Genomic DNA, 16,988 nt, shown 5'->3' with positions numbered 1-16,988 from the left:
TAATCCCGACTGATTATCTCAAGTTTATCGCAAAACCGCTACCAGAAAGTAGGGTGGTGGGCAAATCACACCGGGTTCAGCGGGCCTGTACCGCACCCAACAGCTCCCGCCCGCCCTCGGCCAGCAAGTCCTGGGCCAGGTCGCGGCCCAACTCGGCAGCCTCCTCGGCATCGCCCTCGATTTCGGCCCGGATGAGTTCGCGGCCATCGGGCGAAGCCACCACCCCCTGCAAGACCAGGGTATCGTCGGCTTCCAGGGTTGCCAGCGCCCCCGCGGCGCACTCGTCGCCCGCGCCCAGGGCCCGCAGGAAGGCTCGCTCAGCGCTGACCCGTGCATAGGAGGCCCGGTGGTTCAGGCTGTAGGCCAGCTCCTCGGCCCAGTCGTCGCCCAAGCGCACCTCGAGGCCCAAAGCCCCCTGCCCGGGCGCAGGCAGCAGAATCTCGGGGTCTATGAGCTGGTCAATGCGGTTACGCAAATCCAGTCGCAGCAGGCTGGCTGCGCCGATAATTACGGCGTCGTACTCGCCGGTTCCCAGTGCGCTCAGGCGGTCGTCCACGTCGCCCTCGAGGTCGCGGATACTCAGGTCGGAGCGAAAGGCCAGCAGCTGGGCTTTACGCCGCAGGCTATTAACCCCCACCACCGCTCCTTTGGGCAGTTCCTCCAGCCGCTTGGCGCTGCGTCCTACCAAGGCCTCGCGGGGCTCTACCCGCTTGGTTACCGCTACCAGATGAATTCCGGGCACTTCCTGGGTGGGCAGATGTTTGAGCGAGTACACCGCAATGTCTACTTCCCTCTTCCCCAAAGCCTGCCGCAGAGCCTCCGCTGCGCTGCTCTCGGAGGCGTTTTTGGACTGCACGGTGCGTATTTTGAACTCGGTCTCGGGCCAGTTTTCCTTCAGGCGTTCCATCACCCAGCGGGTCTGGGCTTGGGCCAACAGGCTAGCCCTGGCCCCGATTACGATAACGCGCATAACGCCAATATATTAGCCGGAAATGACCGATTGTGAAGTGCGAGGCGCTTGCTCGATCAGTCCAGGTGTGGGCCCTACTCTCGGTAGGGAGGAGGGATAAGCTCGGCCTCGAGTTCGAAGTCGTCGCCTACCCGCCGGGCTTTCCCTTCCTTCGCCAGCGCATGCAGCGTCTGGCTCACGTACTGCTGCACCCGCCGCAGCGGCAGGGTATCGGGGTTCAGTTCCGGGCGGTGTTGGCGCAAGAAAGCCCGGTGAAAAGCCGGCAGCTCGTGCAGGGGCAGCCGGGCCTCGAGTGCCGACCAGCGCAAGGGCGCACTCATGCTCCCTACAGTTTATCCCACCCTCCAACCCCCTTGTTGTCCGCTTCGGCCCTGAGCTTTAGCGAGCTTTGCCAAAGGCATACGCCAGCTCGTCGCCTTTTCGCACCACAAACAGAATGGCTGCCATGCCTGCGCTGTCCTTAAGGTCGTAGCGGGTGCGAATTTCGCCCGCGACCTGGGTTTCCTGCTGGTTCTCCATAAAATAACCCGCCACCGCGAAGCCGGTCAGAATCTGCTGCACAAAACCGGCCTGCAGGCGAGCCGCCAGGCCCCGGGCCGCATAGACCTCCAGGTTGAAGCGCCCGGCATCGGGAATCCGGGCCACAATGGCCTCGCTGCCGCGCCCGGCCCGGAAGGAACCGGAAGGAAACCGCACATTGGCATCGAGGGTGGAGGCAGTGGCAGCAACGGTGGTGACCTCGACCAAGGTTTGGGCCAGGGCGGGGGCCCCCAGCAGAAGCAACCAGGAAAGGAGAAGTACTCTCATACAACGAGGTTAGCCTCTCGCTGGCGGGAATCCGGGTTATTTGACATGCTGGCAACGCTTTATTTTTTTTGCCCTGAGCAAAGTTGCATCTACCAGAGACTGGCATCAGAACCTGGTAACTACGCCGGTGTCTTTGGGTGGCAGGGCCGGTAGCCCCAGCGCCTTCCAGCGCTCATCCACGCGCCGCACAATTTCGGGTGACATCGCGATTTTGGGCGGCCAGCGGCGGGTAAAGCCCTCCTCGGCCAGCTTGCGGGTGCCATCCAGCACCAGCACCGGCCCCTCCACCCCGGACATCACCCAGGCGTCGCGCTCGGGGTCAATGTTGTTGAGAACCGCCCACATCACCTCGTCGAAGTCCAGCTGGGTGTCGCTATCGGTGATGAGCACCAGGCGGATGCCCGCGCTCTGAGGGGCAACCAGCAGATGCTCGGCGATTTCCCGGGCCTGGTAGGGACGGGTTTTCTCCAGCGTAGCCATCCAGATACCGGGCAGTTGCTTCTGGCGCACCCCCGGAATGCCCGGCAGGCTGGGGTGGGCCCTGGGAGTGAAGGGGAGGGGGCCGCCTTCTTCTTCCAGCTTGGCCGTGCCGTCGATAATCAGCTTGCCCCCATAGCCCATAGCCCGCGAAGAGTGGTCGAGCACATCGATGGGGCCCCTCGAGACCAGGGTATCGCGGCCCGGCACGGCGTGCTGCAGGGCGTGCTGCAGGGCCTCGGGGCCTTTGAGCGGGGCGCCTGCGTCCAGCACCACCATCACCTTGGCAAACATCATCTGGCCCAGCCCAAAGAGGCCGTTGGCCACCTTGTAGCCCTGGCCGGGGTAGCGTTTTTCGATGCTCACGTTGACCCAGTTGTGGGCCACCCCGGCGGGGGGCATGTGGTAGTCGGCAATTTCCGGCAGGATGAGCTGGGCGGCGGGCAGGAAGAGCCGCTCGGAAGCCTCGATCAGATAGGCATCTTCCATGGGGGGGCGGCCCACGATGGTTGCGGGGTAGATGGCTTTCTTGCGGTGGGTGATGGCGGTCAGGTGAAAGCGGGGGTAGAAGTCTTCCAGGGTGTAAAAGCCGGTGTGGTCGCCAAAAGGCCCCTCGACGACCAGGTCTTCAGCGGGGTCTATGTAGCCCTCGAGCACAAACTCGGCCTCGGCGGGCACGGGCAGGTCTACCGTGATGCCACGGGTGAGCTCCACCGGCTGCCCACGCAAAAACCCGGCCAGGTTGAACTCGTTCACGCCCGGAATGGGCGGCACCGGGGCAGTGGCGGCGTAGGTCAGGATGGGGTCGCCCCCCAGGGCAACGGCGACCTCGAGCCGCTTCCCCAGCTTTTTGGCCTTGTCGTAGTGCCGCCGCCCCACCTTATGCAGTTGCCAGTGCATGGCGGTGCTTTGTTTGTCCAGCACCTGCATGCGGTACATGCCCAGGTTCAACTCGCCCGTTTCGGGGTCTTTGCTAATCACCAGCGGCAAGGTGATGTAGGGGCCGCCGTCCAGGGGCCAGCACTTGAGGATGGGAATTCTGGACAGGTCTACCTGTTCGCCCTGCCAGACTACCTCCTGCACCGGGCCGCCGCGCACTTTTTTGGGGAAAAAGCCCTTCAGCTCACGCAGCTTGGGCAGCAGGGCAAAAGCCGCCTTGAGGCCGCCCTTGCCGGGGTTCAGGTTCATCAAGCGGGCGACCCGCTCGGCCAGGTCGTCCAGGCGCTTTACCCCCATGGCCCGCGCGGTGCGCTCCGCCGTACCAAAACCCCCGATAAAGACCGGAAAATCGCGGCCTTGTACGTTTTCGAAGAGCAAAGCCGGCCCGCCGGATTTGACCATGCGGTCGGCGATTTCGGTGATTTCCAGTTCGCAGGAAACTGGCTCCTGGATGCGTAGGAGTTCGCCCTGGCGATCTAGGTCTTGGATGAATGCCTGAAGGTTCTTGTACATCCATTTCAGGATAGCCGATGCGCACAGGGGCAATATGGAAGCAGCTTTCAACTGCGGCTCAAGGTTCTAAAGACAGGTGCTCGAGGCGAAACTGCCGGGGTGTTCCGTAGACCAAGACTGCTTCCAGCCGTACCGGCACATCGTCGCGGCCCAGTAGGTAAAGTACAGATTTGTAGATGCGCTCGTACTTGGAGGGGGTGAGGGCCTCGAGGGGCGTCCCAAAGGCACTGTTGCGGCGCTGCTTGACCTCGATGGCCACATAGGTGGGGCCATCCTGCATCCAGAGGTCAATTTCACCAAAGGGGGTGCGCTTATTTTGCCCCAGCAGGACATACCCCCTGGCCAGCAGATGCTTGCGGGCCAGCGCTTCGGCCCAGGCCCCTTTCATAGCGGGCTTTCCAGCACCTGCTCTCCGTTGACCACCACCCGCAGCACCGCCGTTCCCCGCACCACGATCTCCTGGCTAAAGCTCCAGGGCTGCTGCACCGGCCCTTCAAACACCGTATTGACCAGCACCTCGTCCTGCACCGTAATCACCACCACCGCACTGGGGATGTTTTCCGGCAAGGTGTAGCTCACATTGACCCGGCGTTCTTGCGGCCCGGCGGGTACGGGGGGTGGGGTGGGTTGGTTTACGTCGGGGTTGGTGGGCTCGGGGGTGGGCTCAGGGGAGGGGATGGGCTCAGGGGTGGGGGTGGGTTCGGGGGGCGGGGGGGGCGGCCAGGCGGGGTGGCGCAAAGGGGGAGGCTTTGGGCAGGGTAGCCACAGGTTGGGCGGCCACCAACACCCGTACCACGGTCTCGCGGGGTAGCACCACGCCGGGGCCGGGCTCCTGGCCAATTACCAGCCCCTCGGGTGCCCCGGAGGCCACCCGCACCACCTGGGCCTGGAGTTCGGCCACCGTCAGGATGTAGCGGGCCTCCTCCTCGGTCAGACCACTCAGGTCGGGCAGCAGGGTCTCGCGCACCGAAGGGCGGGTTCCGGTGGAGACCAGCAAGCGCACCCCCTGGCCGGGGCGAAGGGGCTGGCCCTCGCGGGGAATGCTGGAGAGAACGGTGTCGGCGGTGTCGCCGGAGGCGATGCGGGTGATGCCCGCCACCCGGTAGCCGGAGGCCTCGAGGGCCTGGCGGGCATCCTCCAGGGAGCGTCCACTCACGGTGGGGACGTTGCCAAAGCGGGGTTTGTTGATGACCAACTCGAGCCTGCGCCCGGGCTTCACGCGGGTGCCGGGGTCGGGGGTCTGTTCAAGAATCTGGTCTTTGGGCAGCGAGACATCGCTCCCCTCGGCAAACTCCACCTTGAGGCCATAGGTGCGCACGGCCTCGAGGGCCTGTCGGGGGGTTTTGCCTACCAGATCGGGCAACACGTACGCGGGTGGGTTCAGGTAGCTGTTGGCCGCTTGCCAGAGCGCTACGCCGCCCAGGGCCAGCATCAAGAGACCTGGCAGCCAGCCGGGCCAGTTCCAGCGATAGGTGCGCTGCGACCGTCGGGGCCTGGCTTCTTTGGGGGTATGGGGGGTGGGGCTGGGTTTGGGGGGCATCTCGGCCTTGGTGGGGGGTTCGTGGGGCGCAGGGGGTGGGGTGGGGAGGGGTTCGGCAGGGAGAGCTGGAAGCGCAGGGTTCAGGTCGGGGCGACTCGAACCCCTGGGGGTCGGGGCAACCTGGGGGCGTAGCTTCCCGACCAGGGGCCGCCCGCTTTCCTCGGTGGCCTCGAGGTCGGCTTCCTGGTAGCCAAAAGGCTCGAGGACTTCCAAAAGGGGCTTGAGCCGCCGGGCCTTGGGGGTTGCGCGGGGCTGCTCGGGCCAGAACACATAGTAGCGCCCCGGATTGGCCGAAACCAACACCCCTTTAGGCAAATAGCCCTGGGCCTCGAGCCTCCGAATGGCGTTCTTGTAGCGGTGGAAGGCTGTGCGGGCCTCGGGGGTATGCACTTCAAACCAATACAACTGTCCCCTGAGCCCCTCCGGGGTCTGCACCTGATAGGGGCGCAAAAAGCCCTGCGGGAGCTCTTCGCTCAGAATGGTGAACTTATCGTCCAGTAGCGACACCACAAGCGATTATACAGATCGCAGGAAGGGCTTTGTGAATGGAGGAAGTAGAGAAATTTTGAAGGCTTGCTTTGTGCCTTTTTGCCTCAGATACTTTGGTATTTTAGGCTTCGATACCCAATCCAGCGCGTTACGGCTTTGCCTGCAGCAATCTCCAAAGCCAACTTTTGCTGTGCTGCACATTAATAAAGTATTTTTGGCTTGCGATAAAGCTTTCCTGGAAAAGCTAAGCCCCGACTTCACACTTTGATCGACAACTTCGCGGTATTATTTGCAATTTGACCTGCCGTTGCTATCATAAAACCGAGCATGACTTCTCATTTTAGTCGGGTAGCCTTTACCTACGACCGGACGCGGTATCATCCGCCCGAGGTCTCCGGGCGCATCGCTACGGCGCTCACGGCTCCCGTAGAGAAGTTATTCCGAGACCCCTTGTTTTTGGAAATTGGGGCCGGCACAGGTCGTATTGCGGTGCCCATCATTGCCCGGGGGTATCGCTACATCGCCCTGGATGACAACCCAGCCATGCTCGAGGTCCTGCGGCAAAAAGTGGCCGGCGTGGCCCGCAAGGCCCGCTTAATCGAAGCCGACGCCCGCGAGCTACCTTTTGAGCGAGATAGTCTTCATGCGGTTGTGGCGGTGCACTTCTGGCACCTGCTCGACAACTGGCAGCAAGCCCTGCAGGAGAGCTTGCGGGTGCTGCGTCCGGGTGGTTTTTTGTTTGAGGGCTGGGATCAATCCGACGACGAAAGCGAAGACTGGCGCATCCAGCAAAAGTGGAAAGAAATCCTGGCCGGTCTGGGTTATACCCTGGTGCGGGGTCGTCACCAGGCCCGCCTGGCCGAGGTGGAAAAAGCATTGATCCGGCTTGGCCTCGAGCCCAAAGCCAAAACAGTGGCCGACTGGGTGGAGATGCGCAGCCCTCGTACCAGCCTGGAAATGCTTTTAGAGCGCATCTACTCCTTTACCTGGGAAGTCCCAGAGGAGGTTTTCAGGCCTTCGGTGGCCGAACTCAGCCAGTGGGTGGCGGCAACCTACCCCGACCCCGATGTAGAGTATCCCATTCACTGGAAATTTGTAGTTCGTAGCACGCGGATGCCCTAGCTTGCAGGGCCGGTGCTTATAGTAAAACCTCTCCTTCCTCCCCCAACGGGGGAGGTCAGGTGGGGGCCTAATACCCGGCCAGGTTGCCTGCTTGCAAGCAATTTTTTGCAACACCGGCTGTCTAAAGCGCACTTAGCTAAGGTTTGCGGGGTTTACGCACCGACCCTGCCCTAGCTTGCCAGCAAGGGCCTGCCTCATCCCGGTTTACTTTAGCTGCGCATAGCCAAAGTGCTCCAGGCGCTGCCGAATCTCGGTATCCATGGGGGGGCGGGCCCCGAACCGCCCGATGACCCAGCCTGCTACCTGAACGGCCAACTGGCCTGCTGCCAGGGCATCCCTGGAGCGCAGGTAGTGCCCCAGAAAAGCACCCCCAAACGAATCGCCCGCGCCGGTGGCATCTACGGGCCGGTCGCGGGTGGCCTGGAGTTCGATTAGATTTCCCCGGTCCAGAATCAGGGCCCCATCGGCGGCCAGCTTGAGCAAAATCATGGCTTCTGGGTAGAGCTTTTGCAGCACCTCGAGGACATCCCTGGGCTCTTTGGCGCCGGTCAGGGCCTGGCCTTCGTCCAGGTTGGGAAATACAAAATCCAGCGAAAGGTCGCGGGTCATGCGGCGGAACTCCTCGCGCCCAATCTCCCGAATCATCTGAAAGGAGGCCGGGTCGAAGGAGATGGTGAGACCGGCGTCGCGTGCCACATGCACAGCTTTGAGTGCTGCCTGGCGCGGAGGGTCGGTAAAGAGCGACCAGGCTGTCACGTGCAGGTGCCCTGCCTGCTGGATGACCTCTACCGGTACTTCCTCGGGGCGCAGATCGAAGTCGGCCCCCTGCGAGGTGAGCATGGAGCGTTGCCCCGCCGCATCAATCAAGACCAGTATCACCCCGGTGGGGTTGCTGCTGTTCCAGATGATGTGTGGCTCCACACCTTCAGCCGCCAGCTCCTGTACGGCAAACTCACCGAAGCGGTCGCGCCCTACTTCCCCAATGAAGCTTGCCGGGAAGCCCACCCGCGCCGCCCAGACCGCCACATTGGCCGCGCTCCCACCCCCCATGAGCAAGACCCTTCCGGTGGTGTCACCGCCAGGCAGGAGCAGGGTATTGGGTTTGGCCAGTACATCCCAGGTGAGGTCGCCCAGGGCAACGAGGGGTTTGGGGTCTGCCATTGGGCCGATTCTACCCCAGCTCGCTGTATAGCTCGCCGCCCGGTTGCCGGTTCTTCGTCCCTGTGCTAAAATCCGATGCGCCAGCGAGAGGCTGGAACAGTTTGGGCCGTTAGCTCAGTCCGGTAGAGCGTTCGTCTCCAAAACGAAAAGTCGGAGGTTCGAATCCTTCACGGCCCGCCAGAAATAAGTTCGTACCGATTACACCATGCGCAGCACAAGCTCCAGAACGCACATTTCCACTGGGGGTTGCATATTACGTCCGCTTCGTTTTGCTGGCAAAACGTGCCCGCAGGGCCTTTAATCGTTCGCGCACCCGTTCCTCCCAGCCTTCCCCGGTGGCCTGATAAAGGGTCAGGCTTTCCAGACCATCCGGCAGGTACTGCTGGGCAAAGCTGCCCTCGGGGTCGTCGTGGTAGTAGGCATAACCCCGGCCGTAGCCGAGCCGCTGCATCAAGGCGGTGGGTGCGTTGCGGAGGGGGAGGGGGATGGCTGCGTCGGGGTGTGCGCGGGCCGCATTCTGGGCGTTTTTCCAGGCCACATAGCTGCTGTTGGATTTGGGCGCCAGGGCCAGGTAGATGACCAGTTCGGCCAGGGCCAGCTCGCCTTCGGGGCTGCCCAGAAAGTCGTAGGCATCCTTGGCGGCCATGGCCAGGCGCAGCGCATTGGGGTCGGCCAGGCCCACATCCTCCACGGCCATGCGGGCTAAGCGGCGGGCCAGGTACAACGGGTCGGCCCCGCCCTCAATCATGCGGGCCAGGTAGTACAGCGCGGCGTCGACGTGGTTGCCGCGCACGCTCTTGTGCAGCGCCGAGATCAGGTCGTAGAAGTGCTCGCCCCCTTTGTCGAAGTTGAGCGTGCCGCTGCCCAGGGCTTCCCGGGCGGCGGCTTCGCTGATCTGGCCCTCGCCCAGGCTGGCGGCGAGTTCCAGCGCCGACAAGGCTCGCCTTGCGTCGCCCATGGCGGCCTGAGCAATGAGCTCCAACGCTTTGGGCTCGGCCTGGGCCTGTAGCCCTTGGGGGTGGGCGAGGGCCCGCTCCAGGAGCCTTAAGGTAGCCTCCTCGTCGAGCGGGTTGAGCACATACACCCGGGCTCGGGAGCGCAGGGCCGGGTTCACCTCGAAGGAAGGATTTTCGGTGGTCGCTCCAATTAAAGTCAGGAGGCCCGATTCTAGGTGCGGTAAGAGTGCGTCCTGCTGCGACTTGTTGAAGCGGTGGATTTCATCCAGAAAGAGCACCAGGCTGCCTTTTTGCTGTGCCTGCACGACAACTTCCTTGATATCCTTGACCCCGGCATTCACCGCCGAGAGGGCCACCATTGCCTGCCCTACTCCCTGGGCCATCAGGCGGGCCAGGGTGGTTTTGCCGCTTCCAGGCGGCCCCCACAGGATAAAAGAGGAGAGTCGGCGGGTCTCGAGCATCCGCCTCAATGGTTTTCCAGGCCCGGTCAGATGCTCCTGCCCCACCACTTCGCTCAGGGTTTTGGGGCGTACCCGTTCGGCCAGAGGGGCTATGTTCACAACGTAATTGTAGCAGAGGCGCGGCGCAGTCTATGGCGCTCCTCGTTTCAGAGCACTGCAACAATTATCTAGCGTGTACGATCTGTTGGTTAGCAAAGGTTGCAACGCCTGCTTTTGCTTTGAGCCATAGACCATTGGCCTCTCCATCATGGTCATTCTTGGCAGGGCAATCCAAACTTCAATCTTATGCTGTGGCCTATGTGGTTATCCTTATTGCCCTGGGGGTTTGTTCTGCTGGGCCTGTCGCCCTTGTGGCTATTCCCCCGGCAGGAGAGCATCTATCCCGGGGTGGTGTTTTTGGTGGCCGCCCTGATTCTGGCTGCAGCCGCTAGCTTGTATGCCAGGGTGCCGCTGGGCCCGCAGGTGCGCTTTTTCTGGGTGCTGGGTCTGGGGCTCATGAGCAGCGTGGTGGCGGTGGCCGCCAGCCGCGACCTGGCCGAGGTGCCTGCAGATGTAGCGGTTATGGCGGCGGTGACGAGCTTGCTGGGGGGACTGGTGTTTTTGGTGGGGCTCTTTTTCCTGCTCCGGCGCGAGGTGCCCGGTTTGCCCACCCCCACCCAGATGGGCCTGCGTGCCCAGGAGGGCATTCTGCCCTATGCGGCCCTGCAAGCTTTGGCCCCGAGCCTCGAGACCCTCTCGGCGGTGCGGCCTGTCACGCTTTTGTTGCTGCATACCCCCTCCGACCAGCCTGGGGCCGAGCTATTGCAGTACCTGCGCCAGCCCGATATGGTCTTTCGGCTCAAGCCGGGCCAGTTTTTGATTGCTCTTCAAGGCAGCAACCTCGAGGGCGCCCAGATTGTGTTTCGCCGTATCCGGCAAAACCTGGTCATCCGGGCCTATGGGGTACTGCCCTTGCAAGGCATGAGCATCCAGCAAGCCCTGGCGCAGCTCGAGGGGGAACTCGAGCACTACTACCTGACACAGCATTGAGCGGGTCAGAAGGTCTTTAGTCAATAGTCGATAGCTGATGGCCGATAATGCTTGCCTGTTTTGCGATTTGCCTGGAGACTTTGGCCACCTAGACTGCTATCAGCCCCACCCGTTCCTCGAAGGCCCGCTCGAGGCCGCTCTTGCCCAGCACCTCTCCCAGCGCCTTGAAGAAAAGCCGGTAGTGCTCGGGCCGGGCACTCTCGCCCATCAGGCCCAGCCGCAGCACCTTGCCGGCCGTGGGGCCGATGCCCCCGGCCACCGAGACCCCTTTGGCATAGAGTGCTTTGCGGATCTCCGACTCGTGCAGCCCCTGGGGGGGGCGCACCACCAGCACGGTGGGCAGGCGGGCGCCTTCGGCAGCATAAGCGCTGAAGCCCAGCTCTTCCAGGAGCGAGAGCACCGCAGCGTACAGGCTCTCGGCGCGTTGCTGGCGCTTTTCCAGGCCCTCTTCCAGGGCCAGCTTGAGGGCCTCTTCCAGCGCGTAGTGCAGCAGCACCGGCGAGGTGCAGAAGTAACCTTCCTGCTCCCAGTACACCGCGACCCTCGAGAGGTCGGAGTACCAGCCCCGTACCTGCCCCAGGCACTCACGTCCCCGCAGCGAAAGGGCAAAGGGGGCCAGTCCGGGCGGGGCCGAGAGGCATTTCTGGCTACCCGTGAAGGCGTAGTCTATGCCCAGTTTTTGCATGGAGAGCGGCATCATGCCCGCGGTGGTAACGGCGTCCAGCATAAACAGCGCCCCGTGGGCCTGTACCAGGGCGGCAATTTCCTCTACCGGGTTGAGCACGCCGGTGCTGGTTTCGCCGTGCACCAGGGCTACCAGCTTGTAAGGGCGGTGGTTCAGTTCCTCCGACACCGCCTGGGGGTCAATGGGCTGGCCGGGCTCGGAGCGCAGCACCTTGTAGTCGAACTGGTAGGCGTGGGCAATCTCCACCATGCGTTCACCAAAGGTGCCGCTCACCAGCAGCAAGACCGCATCCCCTTCGTCGGCCAGGTTGGTGAGGCCCGCTTCCATCCCCAGGCTGCCCGACCCCGGCATGGCGGCCAGCAAAGCGCCCTCGCCCGGATCGAACAGAACATTCAGATGTTCCCGAATACGGCGGTTGGTGGCCAGCACCTCAGGGTCGAGATGCCCGCGCATCTCCTTGGCCAGGGCAGTCTGCACCCTGGGGTGAATGGGGGTGGGGCCGGGGGTCAACAGAACCATGCATTCCTCCAAACAAAAAGATTCCCCGCTGGGCACACCCGCACGGCCTCTTCCAAAGGAAGAGCACCGTTAGAGGGTAGCTCGAGCAGGGTGAAGGGGTTTCATCGCTTTGACTGCATTCTGCGCTTTTTGCCGGGCTCGCACCTGCGGTCTCGAGCGGAGAATCGCATCTGGTCTGAATATACAGGGGTGTATGCGGTTTGTCAAAATACACCCTGCGTCCAAGGCGCACTTAGGGGCATACTGGGCCCCGCAAATTGCTCATCACCTGCTTGAGCCCCTGACCGTGCAGCCAACATATCGACCTCGAGGCCTCAACGAGCACAACCTGGCGCTGCTTGGCCCACCCGATTTGCGTGTGTCCAATCCCACAAGAAAAATACCTCAGCCTGATAGACTAAACTTCGATGAACGACTACTACGCAACCCTCGGCGTAGACCGGAATGCAAGCGCCGACGAAATCAAGAAGGCCTATCGAAAACTGGCGCTCCAGTACCACCCCGATAAAAACCCCGGCGACAAGGCCGCCGAGGAGAAGTTCAAGGAAATCAACGAAGCCTACGCGGTGCTCTCAGACCCCGAAAAGCGCGCCAACTACGACCGCTACGGCACCGCGACACCCGGTGGGTTTGGCGGGGCGGGCGGTGGCAATTTTGGTGATATTTTCGACCTGTTTGAGCAGGTCTTTGGCTTTCGCTCGCCCGGCGGCGGGGGAGGCCGCGCACCGCGGGGCGAGGACTTGGAAGCTGCCATCGAGATGGAGCTGGTGGATGTGCTGCACGGTGTCGAGAAAGAGATCGAGTACGACCGCCTGGTAACCTGCGAAACCTGCAATGGGCAGGGCGGCAAGCGCCAGACCTGCCGTTCGTGCGGGGGGCGGGGCATGCTCGAGCAGGTTCAGCGCACCTTTTTTGGCAATATGGTGGCCCAGGTACCCTGCACGGCCTGTAGGGGTCGGGGCTATACCCTTTCCGAGACCTGCCAAACCTGCAAGGGCCAGGGACGGGTACGGCGCAAGGAGAAAATAAAGGTCAACATGCCGGCGGGCATAGACGAGAACCAGCTTCTAAGAGTTTCAGGCATGGGCAACTTGGGGCCTGGGGGGCCGGGCGATTTGTTTGTACGGCCACACATCAAGCCCCACCCGCACCTAAAGCGCGAAGGTACCAACCTGGTTTATGAGCTCGAGCTAGGGTTAGCCCAGGCTGCTTTGGGGGCCAGGGTGCTTATCCCTGGCTTGGAGCAAGACCTCGAGCTCTCCGTGCCGCCCGGCACCCACGACGGCGAGGTATTCGAGCTCGAGGGCCAGGGTTTGCCCCACCCCGGCAGCCGCAGCCGGGGCAAGCTACAGGTGGTAACGCAAATTGCCGTGCCCCAGCACCTTTCCAAAAAAGCCCGCGAACTGTTGCGCCAGTACGCCCAGGAGGTCGGCGAGGAGGTTGCCCCCGAGGGCTTCTGGGACAAGGTGAAGCGGGTATTCAGGGGGTAGCTCCGGGCCAAAAATAGAACCCCCACCCAAAAACAGTGGGGGCCTGGAGGCTGCGACGACTTCTCCTAACGCACCTGCGGGAAGCCCAGGTCTACCTTGGAGGTGCTGGGGTCGGGCCAGCGGCTGGTTACAACCTTGGCCCGGGTATAGAACTGCACCCCTTCGGGGCCGTACATGTGCAGGTCGCCGAACAGACTGGCCTTCCAGCCGCCAAAGCTGTAGTAGGCCACCGGAACCGGGATGGGCACGTTGATGCCCACCATGCCTGCTTCTACCTCGAACTGGAACTGCCGCGCGGCGCCCCCATCGCGGGTGAAGATGGCCGTGCCGTTGCCGTAAGGGTGCTCATTGACCATCCGCACGGCCTCCTCGTAGGTCTTGACGCGGGCCACCCCCAGCACTGGCCCAAAGATTTCGTCGTCATAGCACTTCATGCCGGGCTTTACATGATCCAGTAGACTGGTGCCCAGGAAAAAGCCCTCAGACTGGGCAATGGGGTCTTGCCGACCATCCACCACCACGGTGGCTCCTTCCTTGGGGGCGTTCTCTATGTAGGAGGCTACCTTGTCGCGGTGCTCGCGGGTGATCAGCGGCCCCATCTCCACGCCTTCTTCCATGCCCGGCCCCACCTTAATCCTGGACATCCGTTCGCGGATGGCAGCTATTAACTCGTCGGCGGTCTGGTCACCCACCACAACCACTTGCGAAATGGCCATGCAGCGTTCGCCTGCCGAACCATAGGCAGCGCTCACGGCGGCATCGGCGGCCATGCCGATGTCGGCATCGGGCAGCACAATCATGTGGTTCTTGGCCCCACCCAGGGCCTGTACCCGCTTGCCGTTCTTGGTGCCGGTTTCGTAGATGTAGCGGGCGATGGGGGTAGAGCCCACAAAGCTTACGGCCTTGATGTCGGGGTGCTCCAGAATGCGATCTACGGCCACCTTGTCGCCGTGTACTACGTTGAATACACCGTCCGGCAGCCCCGCCTGCTGCAAAAGTTCGGCCAGGAAAAGGCTGGGCGAGGGGTCTTTCTCCGAGGGCTTCAGGACAAAGGTGTTCCCGCAGGCGATGGCGTTGGCGAACATCCACATGGGCACCATGGCGGGGAAGTTGAAGGGGGTAATGCCCGCTACCACCCCCAGCGGCTGACGGATCTGGTATACGTCCACCCCCCGGCTGGCCTGCTCGGAAAAGCCTCCCTTAAGAAGGTGGGGGATGCCGGTGGCAAACTCAACGTTCTCCAGGCCCCGCGCCACTTCGCCCAGGGCGTCGGCAAGGGTTTTGCCGTGCTCGAGGGTAATCAGCTCGGCAATTTTGCGACGGTTTTGGTCTACCAGGTCGCGGAACTTGAACATGATCTCGGCCCGGCGGGAGAGGGGGGTCTGCCGCCAGGTCTTGAAGGCTTCTTTGGCAACAGCAATCGCGGCATCGAGCTCCTCTACCGAGGCGAAATCCACAGTAGCTTGCTGCTGTCCGGTGGCGGGGTTCCAGACGATGCCGCTGCGGCCCGAATTGCCTTCGACTAGCCTGCCGCCGATCCAGTGCGAAACGCGCTTGAGGGTGATTTTGGGTTCTTTGACTGCCATATGCTGCCTCCTTACGGGCTAGAAATAGCTAGAAGACTTGGCCCAGATAAACCTATGGTAGGCGCAATGTTCCATCTGTTGCAATGGACAGTTTGTCTAAATACCCTTCCTGCTGTACCGGTTGGGTACAGGCTTCTAGCCACAGGATTTCAGCGTGGCAGGGATGAGCGGGATTATTTAGCGTACTCCACAGCCCGGCTCTCCCGCACCACCGTCACCTGCACCTGGCCGGGGTAGTTCATGTCGCGCTCGATGCGCCCGGCGATCTCGCGGGCCAGCAGGGTGGCTTTGGCGTCGCTGATGCGGTCGGGCTTGACGATCACACGCACCTCGCGCCCAGCCTGCACCGCGAAGGCGTTGTCCACGCCAGGGAAGCTGAGGGCGATGCGCTCGAGCTGCTCCAGGCGCTGGATGTACTCTTCCAGGCTCTCGCGCCGCGCACCGGGCCGGGCCGCGCTGATGGCGTCGGCGGCGGCAGCCAGCACCGAGTAAAGGGTCTCGCCATTCTCGGGGTCGTGGTGGTGGGCGATGGCGTCAATGACCTCCTTGGGCTCGCCAAAGCGCGAGGCCAGGGTTATGCCAATCTCCACGTGGGTGCCCTCGATCTCGCGGTCTACCGACTTGCCCAGGTCGTGCAGCAGTCCGGCCCGGCGGCCCAGGGCGGCATCCAGGCCCAGTTCGGCGGCCATAATGCCGGTGAGGTGGGCGACCTGCACCGAGTGCTTGAGCACGTTCTGGCCATACGACGAGCGGAAGTGCAGGCGGCCTAGAAGCTGTACCAGGCCAGGCTTGAGGCCCACCACCCCGGCTTCCAGGGCAGCCTCCTCGCCACGCTCGTAGATGAAGGTCTTCATCTCATTTTTGGCCTTTTCCACCACCTCCTCGATGCGGCTGGGGTGGATACGGCCATCGGCGACCAGCTGCTCGAGGGCCATCTTGGCGATTTCCCGGCGCATGGGGTTGAAGCTAGAAAGCAGTACGGCCTCGGGGGTGTCATCAATGATCAGGTCTACGCCCGTAAGGGCCTCGAAGGTACGGATGTTGCGGCCTTCACGCCCGATGATGCGGCCCTTCATGGCATCGGAGGGAATGGGCACCACCGAAACCGCCAGGGCCGCCGCGGTCTCGGAGGCCTGGCGCTGGGCAGCCTGGGCCAGGAGCTTTTGCGACTCGCGCTTGACCTCGAGCCGGATTCTTTCAAGGTTGGCCTTGACCCGCAGGGCCTTTTCTTCTTCCAGCTCAGCGTCCAGCCGCGACAGAAGCAGGTTGCGAGCCTCCTCCGCGCTCATCCCGGCTACCTCCTGGAGCTTCAGGTCGATCTGGCGCTCGCGCTGGGCCAGCTCGGCCTGGCGGGCCTCGAGGGCCTTCTCCAGGGCATCGAGCTTTTCTTCCTGCTCATCGAGCTTGGCCGCGCGGGCATCGAGTTGTTCCCCGCGCCGGGCCAGCCGTTCGGTCTCGCGTTTGAGCTCCTCGCGCTCGGCCCGGCTGGCCTGTAGGTCGGCTTGTAGCCGCTCACGCTCGGCCTGGATGGAGGCACGTTCGCTAACCAGGGCTTCGCGCTCGGCTTGCAGGCTGGCTTGCAGGCGTTCGCGCTCTTCGCGGAGCTGCTGGCGCAGGCGCTCCTCGCCCTGCGTGCGCAGGCGCTCAAGCTCGGCCTGTACGCTCTGACGCAGGCTTTGCACCTCGGCCTGGGCGCTTTGCCGCAGGCTCTGGGCCTCGCTGCGGGCGGCCTCGAGCTGGGTCTTGGCCTGGGCCTGGGCCTGCTCTAAAGCGGTCTGGGCCTGGCGTCGGGCCGCTTCCAGGGTTTGCTGGGCCTCGCGGCGGGCGGCCTCGAGTTCGCTTTTATTAACCTCGCTCTGGCGATTGCTGCGCTGCAATAGCAGCACCACAACCACCGCCAGCACGATCACGATAAGCGTGAGTATAAGATCCAGGGGAGTAAAGGCCATCGGTACCTCCAGGGTTTGCAAGGAGGTTCTCACAGTTTCGGGTCTGGCGGGCGTTTAGTTGCTAAATAAATCTCCTGCTATGAGCAAATCCTTATATAGCATGGTTCGCGCATACCCCGAACAATTCGCTGTGCTTGGGGTAAATCACCCCGCACCTGCGGAGTACGGGTCGGAACCACCATTGGGTTTGCTCGAGCCAAACGCCACACCAGAGGTAGACCGCTTCCAAGCTCTGCACCAAGCCGCCCTTTGGCCCAATTGCATACCAGCGGGCAGATTTTGAGAACAATGGCTT

Annotated in this window: 15 protein-coding genes and 1 tRNA gene; 4 read left to right on the top strand and 12 right to left on the bottom strand. The window is 62.8% G+C overall.

The window, feature by feature from the left end; translation table 11 throughout:
• Positions 1-76 precede the first annotated feature (76 nt).
• The 7 genes from hemC to Q0X23_RS02730 all read right to left on the bottom strand — a co-directional run bounded on the left by hemC (position 77) and on the right by Q0X23_RS02730 (position 5,753).
• Complete coding sequence (gene hemC / locus Q0X23_RS02760) at positions 77-970, bottom strand: hydroxymethylbilane synthase (protein ID WP_297858871.1); 894 nt, start codon at positions 968-970, stop codon at positions 77-79.
• Between the two features lie 74 nt (positions 971-1,044).
• Entirely contained in the window at positions 1,045-1,290 is a 246-nt protein-coding gene (locus Q0X23_RS02755; protein ID WP_297858870.1) for a hypothetical protein, read from the bottom strand.
• 58 nt (positions 1,291-1,348) lie between these two features.
• The gene (locus tag Q0X23_RS02750; RefSeq protein ID WP_297858869.1) at positions 1,349-1,777 is read right to left on the bottom strand and encodes a hypothetical protein; all 429 of its coding nucleotides are present in this window, start codon (positions 1,775-1,777) and stop codon (positions 1,349-1,351) included.
• Positions 1,778-1,882: 105 nt separating this feature from the next.
• Complete coding sequence (locus Q0X23_RS02745) at positions 1,883-3,706, bottom strand: menaquinone biosynthesis decarboxylase (protein ID WP_297858868.1); 1,824 nt, start codon at positions 3,704-3,706, stop codon at positions 1,883-1,885.
• 58 nt (positions 3,707-3,764) lie between these two features.
• A complete protein-coding gene (locus Q0X23_RS02740) occupies positions 3,765-4,094 on the bottom strand; it encodes a YraN family protein (RefSeq protein ID WP_297858867.1) in 330 nt (109 codons plus the stop codon).
• Positions 4,091-4,444, bottom strand: coding sequence for a hypothetical protein (locus tag Q0X23_RS02735; RefSeq protein WP_297858866.1), 354 nt, complete (start codon positions 4,442-4,444; stop codon positions 4,091-4,093). Before Q0X23_RS02735 ends, Q0X23_RS02740 begins: the two co-directional genes overlap by 4 nt.
• Positions 4,389-5,753 carry a PASTA domain-containing protein gene (locus Q0X23_RS02730; RefSeq protein ID WP_297858865.1) on the bottom strand — a complete coding sequence of 455 codons (1,365 nt, stop codon included), beginning with the start codon at positions 5,751-5,753 and terminating at the stop codon, positions 4,389-4,391. Before Q0X23_RS02730 ends, Q0X23_RS02735 begins: the two co-directional genes overlap by 56 nt.
• 309 nt (positions 5,754-6,062) lie before the next feature.
• Here Q0X23_RS02730 and Q0X23_RS02725 point away from each other — a divergent pair, with 309 nt between their 5' ends.
• On the top strand, positions 6,063-6,857 hold the full coding sequence (locus Q0X23_RS02725; protein WP_297858864.1) for a class I SAM-dependent methyltransferase: 795 nt from the start codon (positions 6,063-6,065) through the stop codon (positions 6,855-6,857).
• A 204-nt stretch (positions 6,858-7,061) separates the two neighbouring features.
• On the opposite strand, the gene Q0X23_RS02720 is transcribed toward Q0X23_RS02725, so the two are convergent.
• A complete protein-coding gene (locus Q0X23_RS02720; RefSeq protein WP_297858863.1) occupies positions 7,062-8,018 on the bottom strand; it encodes a carbohydrate kinase family protein in 957 nt (318 codons plus the stop codon).
• Between the two features lie 103 nt (positions 8,019-8,121).
• On the opposite strand from Q0X23_RS02720, the gene Q0X23_RS02715 reads away from it, so the two are divergent.
• Positions 8,122-8,198, top strand: a tRNA-Trp gene (locus tag Q0X23_RS02715).
• A 73-nt stretch (positions 8,199-8,271) separates the two neighbouring features.
• On the opposite strand, the gene Q0X23_RS02710 is transcribed toward Q0X23_RS02715, so the two are convergent.
• Positions 8,272-9,528: a replication-associated recombination protein A gene (locus Q0X23_RS02710; RefSeq protein ID WP_297861150.1), complete on the bottom strand. Its 1,257-nt coding sequence runs from the start codon at positions 9,526-9,528 to the stop codon at positions 8,272-8,274.
• A gap of 204 nt (positions 9,529-9,732) precedes the next feature.
• Between Q0X23_RS02710 and Q0X23_RS02705 the strand changes: the two genes are divergently transcribed.
• Entirely contained in the window at positions 9,733-10,464 is a 732-nt protein-coding gene (locus Q0X23_RS02705; protein ID WP_297858862.1) for a diguanylate cyclase, read from the top strand.
• Positions 10,465-10,552: 88 nt separating this feature from the next.
• Here the strand turns inward: Q0X23_RS02705 and Q0X23_RS02700 are convergent, their stop codons facing one another.
• Complete coding sequence (locus Q0X23_RS02700) at positions 10,553-11,668, bottom strand: aminotransferase class V-fold PLP-dependent enzyme (protein ID WP_297858861.1); 1,116 nt, start codon at positions 11,666-11,668, stop codon at positions 10,553-10,555.
• Between the two features lie 407 nt (positions 11,669-12,075).
• Here Q0X23_RS02700 and dnaJ point away from each other — a divergent pair, with 407 nt between their 5' ends.
• Positions 12,076-13,158 (top strand): molecular chaperone DnaJ, encoded by a 1,083-nt coding sequence (dnaJ, locus tag Q0X23_RS02695; protein ID WP_297858860.1) that lies wholly within the window; start codon positions 12,076-12,078, stop codon positions 13,156-13,158.
• 65 nt (positions 13,159-13,223) lie between these two features.
• On the opposite strand, the gene Q0X23_RS02690 is transcribed toward dnaJ, so the two are convergent.
• Positions 13,224-14,744: a CoA-acylating methylmalonate-semialdehyde dehydrogenase gene (locus tag Q0X23_RS02690; RefSeq protein ID WP_297858859.1), complete on the bottom strand. Its 1,521-nt coding sequence runs from the start codon at positions 14,742-14,744 to the stop codon at positions 13,224-13,226.
• Between the two features lie 173 nt (positions 14,745-14,917).
• Positions 14,918-16,693, bottom strand: a complete 1,776-nt coding sequence (gene rny, locus Q0X23_RS02685; RefSeq protein WP_297858858.1) for a ribonuclease Y — start codon at positions 16,691-16,693, stop codon at positions 14,918-14,920.
• Positions 16,694-16,988 lie beyond the last annotated feature (295 nt).

Origin of the sequence: Meiothermus sp. (assembly GCF_026004115.1) — a bacterium.
Classification (GTDB): Bacteria; Deinococcota; Deinococci; order Deinococcales; family Thermaceae; genus Meiothermus.
Note: the sequence above shows the minus strand (reverse complement) of the source record. Positions and strands in the feature narration are given on the sequence as shown.

What these genes read in the sequence shown, in the direction of transcription:
- Q0X23_RS02725 (WP_297858864.1), top strand. Translation starts at nt 6,063, where the DNA reads ATGACTTCTCATTTTAGTCGGGTAGCCTTTACCTACGACCGGACGCGG.
- Q0X23_RS02690 (WP_297858859.1), bottom strand. Translation starts at nt 14,744, where the DNA reads ATGGCAGTCAAAGAACCCAAAATCACCCTCAAGCGCGTTTCGCACTGG.
- rny (WP_297858858.1), bottom strand. Translation starts at nt 16,693, where the DNA reads ATGGCCTTTACTCCCCTGGATCTTATACTCACGCTTATCGTGATCGTG.
- Q0X23_RS02700 (WP_297858861.1), bottom strand. Translation starts at nt 11,668, where the DNA reads ATGGTTCTGTTGACCCCCGGCCCCACCCCCATTCACCCCAGGGTGCAG.
- Q0X23_RS02720 (WP_297858863.1), bottom strand. Translation starts at nt 8,018, where the DNA reads ATGGCAGACCCCAAACCCCTCGTTGCCCTGGGCGACCTCACCTGGGAT.
- dnaJ (WP_297858860.1), top strand. Translation starts at nt 12,076, where the DNA reads ATGAACGACTACTACGCAACCCTCGGCGTAGACCGGAATGCAAGCGCC.
- Q0X23_RS02740 (WP_297858867.1), bottom strand. Translation starts at nt 4,094, where the DNA reads ATGAAAGGGGCCTGGGCCGAAGCGCTGGCCCGCAAGCATCTGCTGGCC.
- Q0X23_RS02755 (WP_297858870.1), bottom strand. Translation starts at nt 1,290, where the DNA reads ATGAGTGCGCCCTTGCGCTGGTCGGCACTCGAGGCCCGGCTGCCCCTG.
- Q0X23_RS02750 (WP_297858869.1), bottom strand. Translation starts at nt 1,777, where the DNA reads ATGAGAGTACTTCTCCTTTCCTGGTTGCTTCTGCTGGGGGCCCCCGCC.
- Q0X23_RS02705 (WP_297858862.1), top strand. Translation starts at nt 9,733, where the DNA reads ATGTGGTTATCCTTATTGCCCTGGGGGTTTGTTCTGCTGGGCCTGTCG.
- Q0X23_RS02745 (WP_297858868.1), bottom strand. Translation starts at nt 3,706, where the DNA reads ATGTACAAGAACCTTCAGGCATTCATCCAAGACCTAGATCGCCAGGGC.
- hemC (WP_297858871.1), bottom strand. Translation starts at nt 970, where the DNA reads ATGCGCGTTATCGTAATCGGGGCCAGGGCTAGCCTGTTGGCCCAAGCC.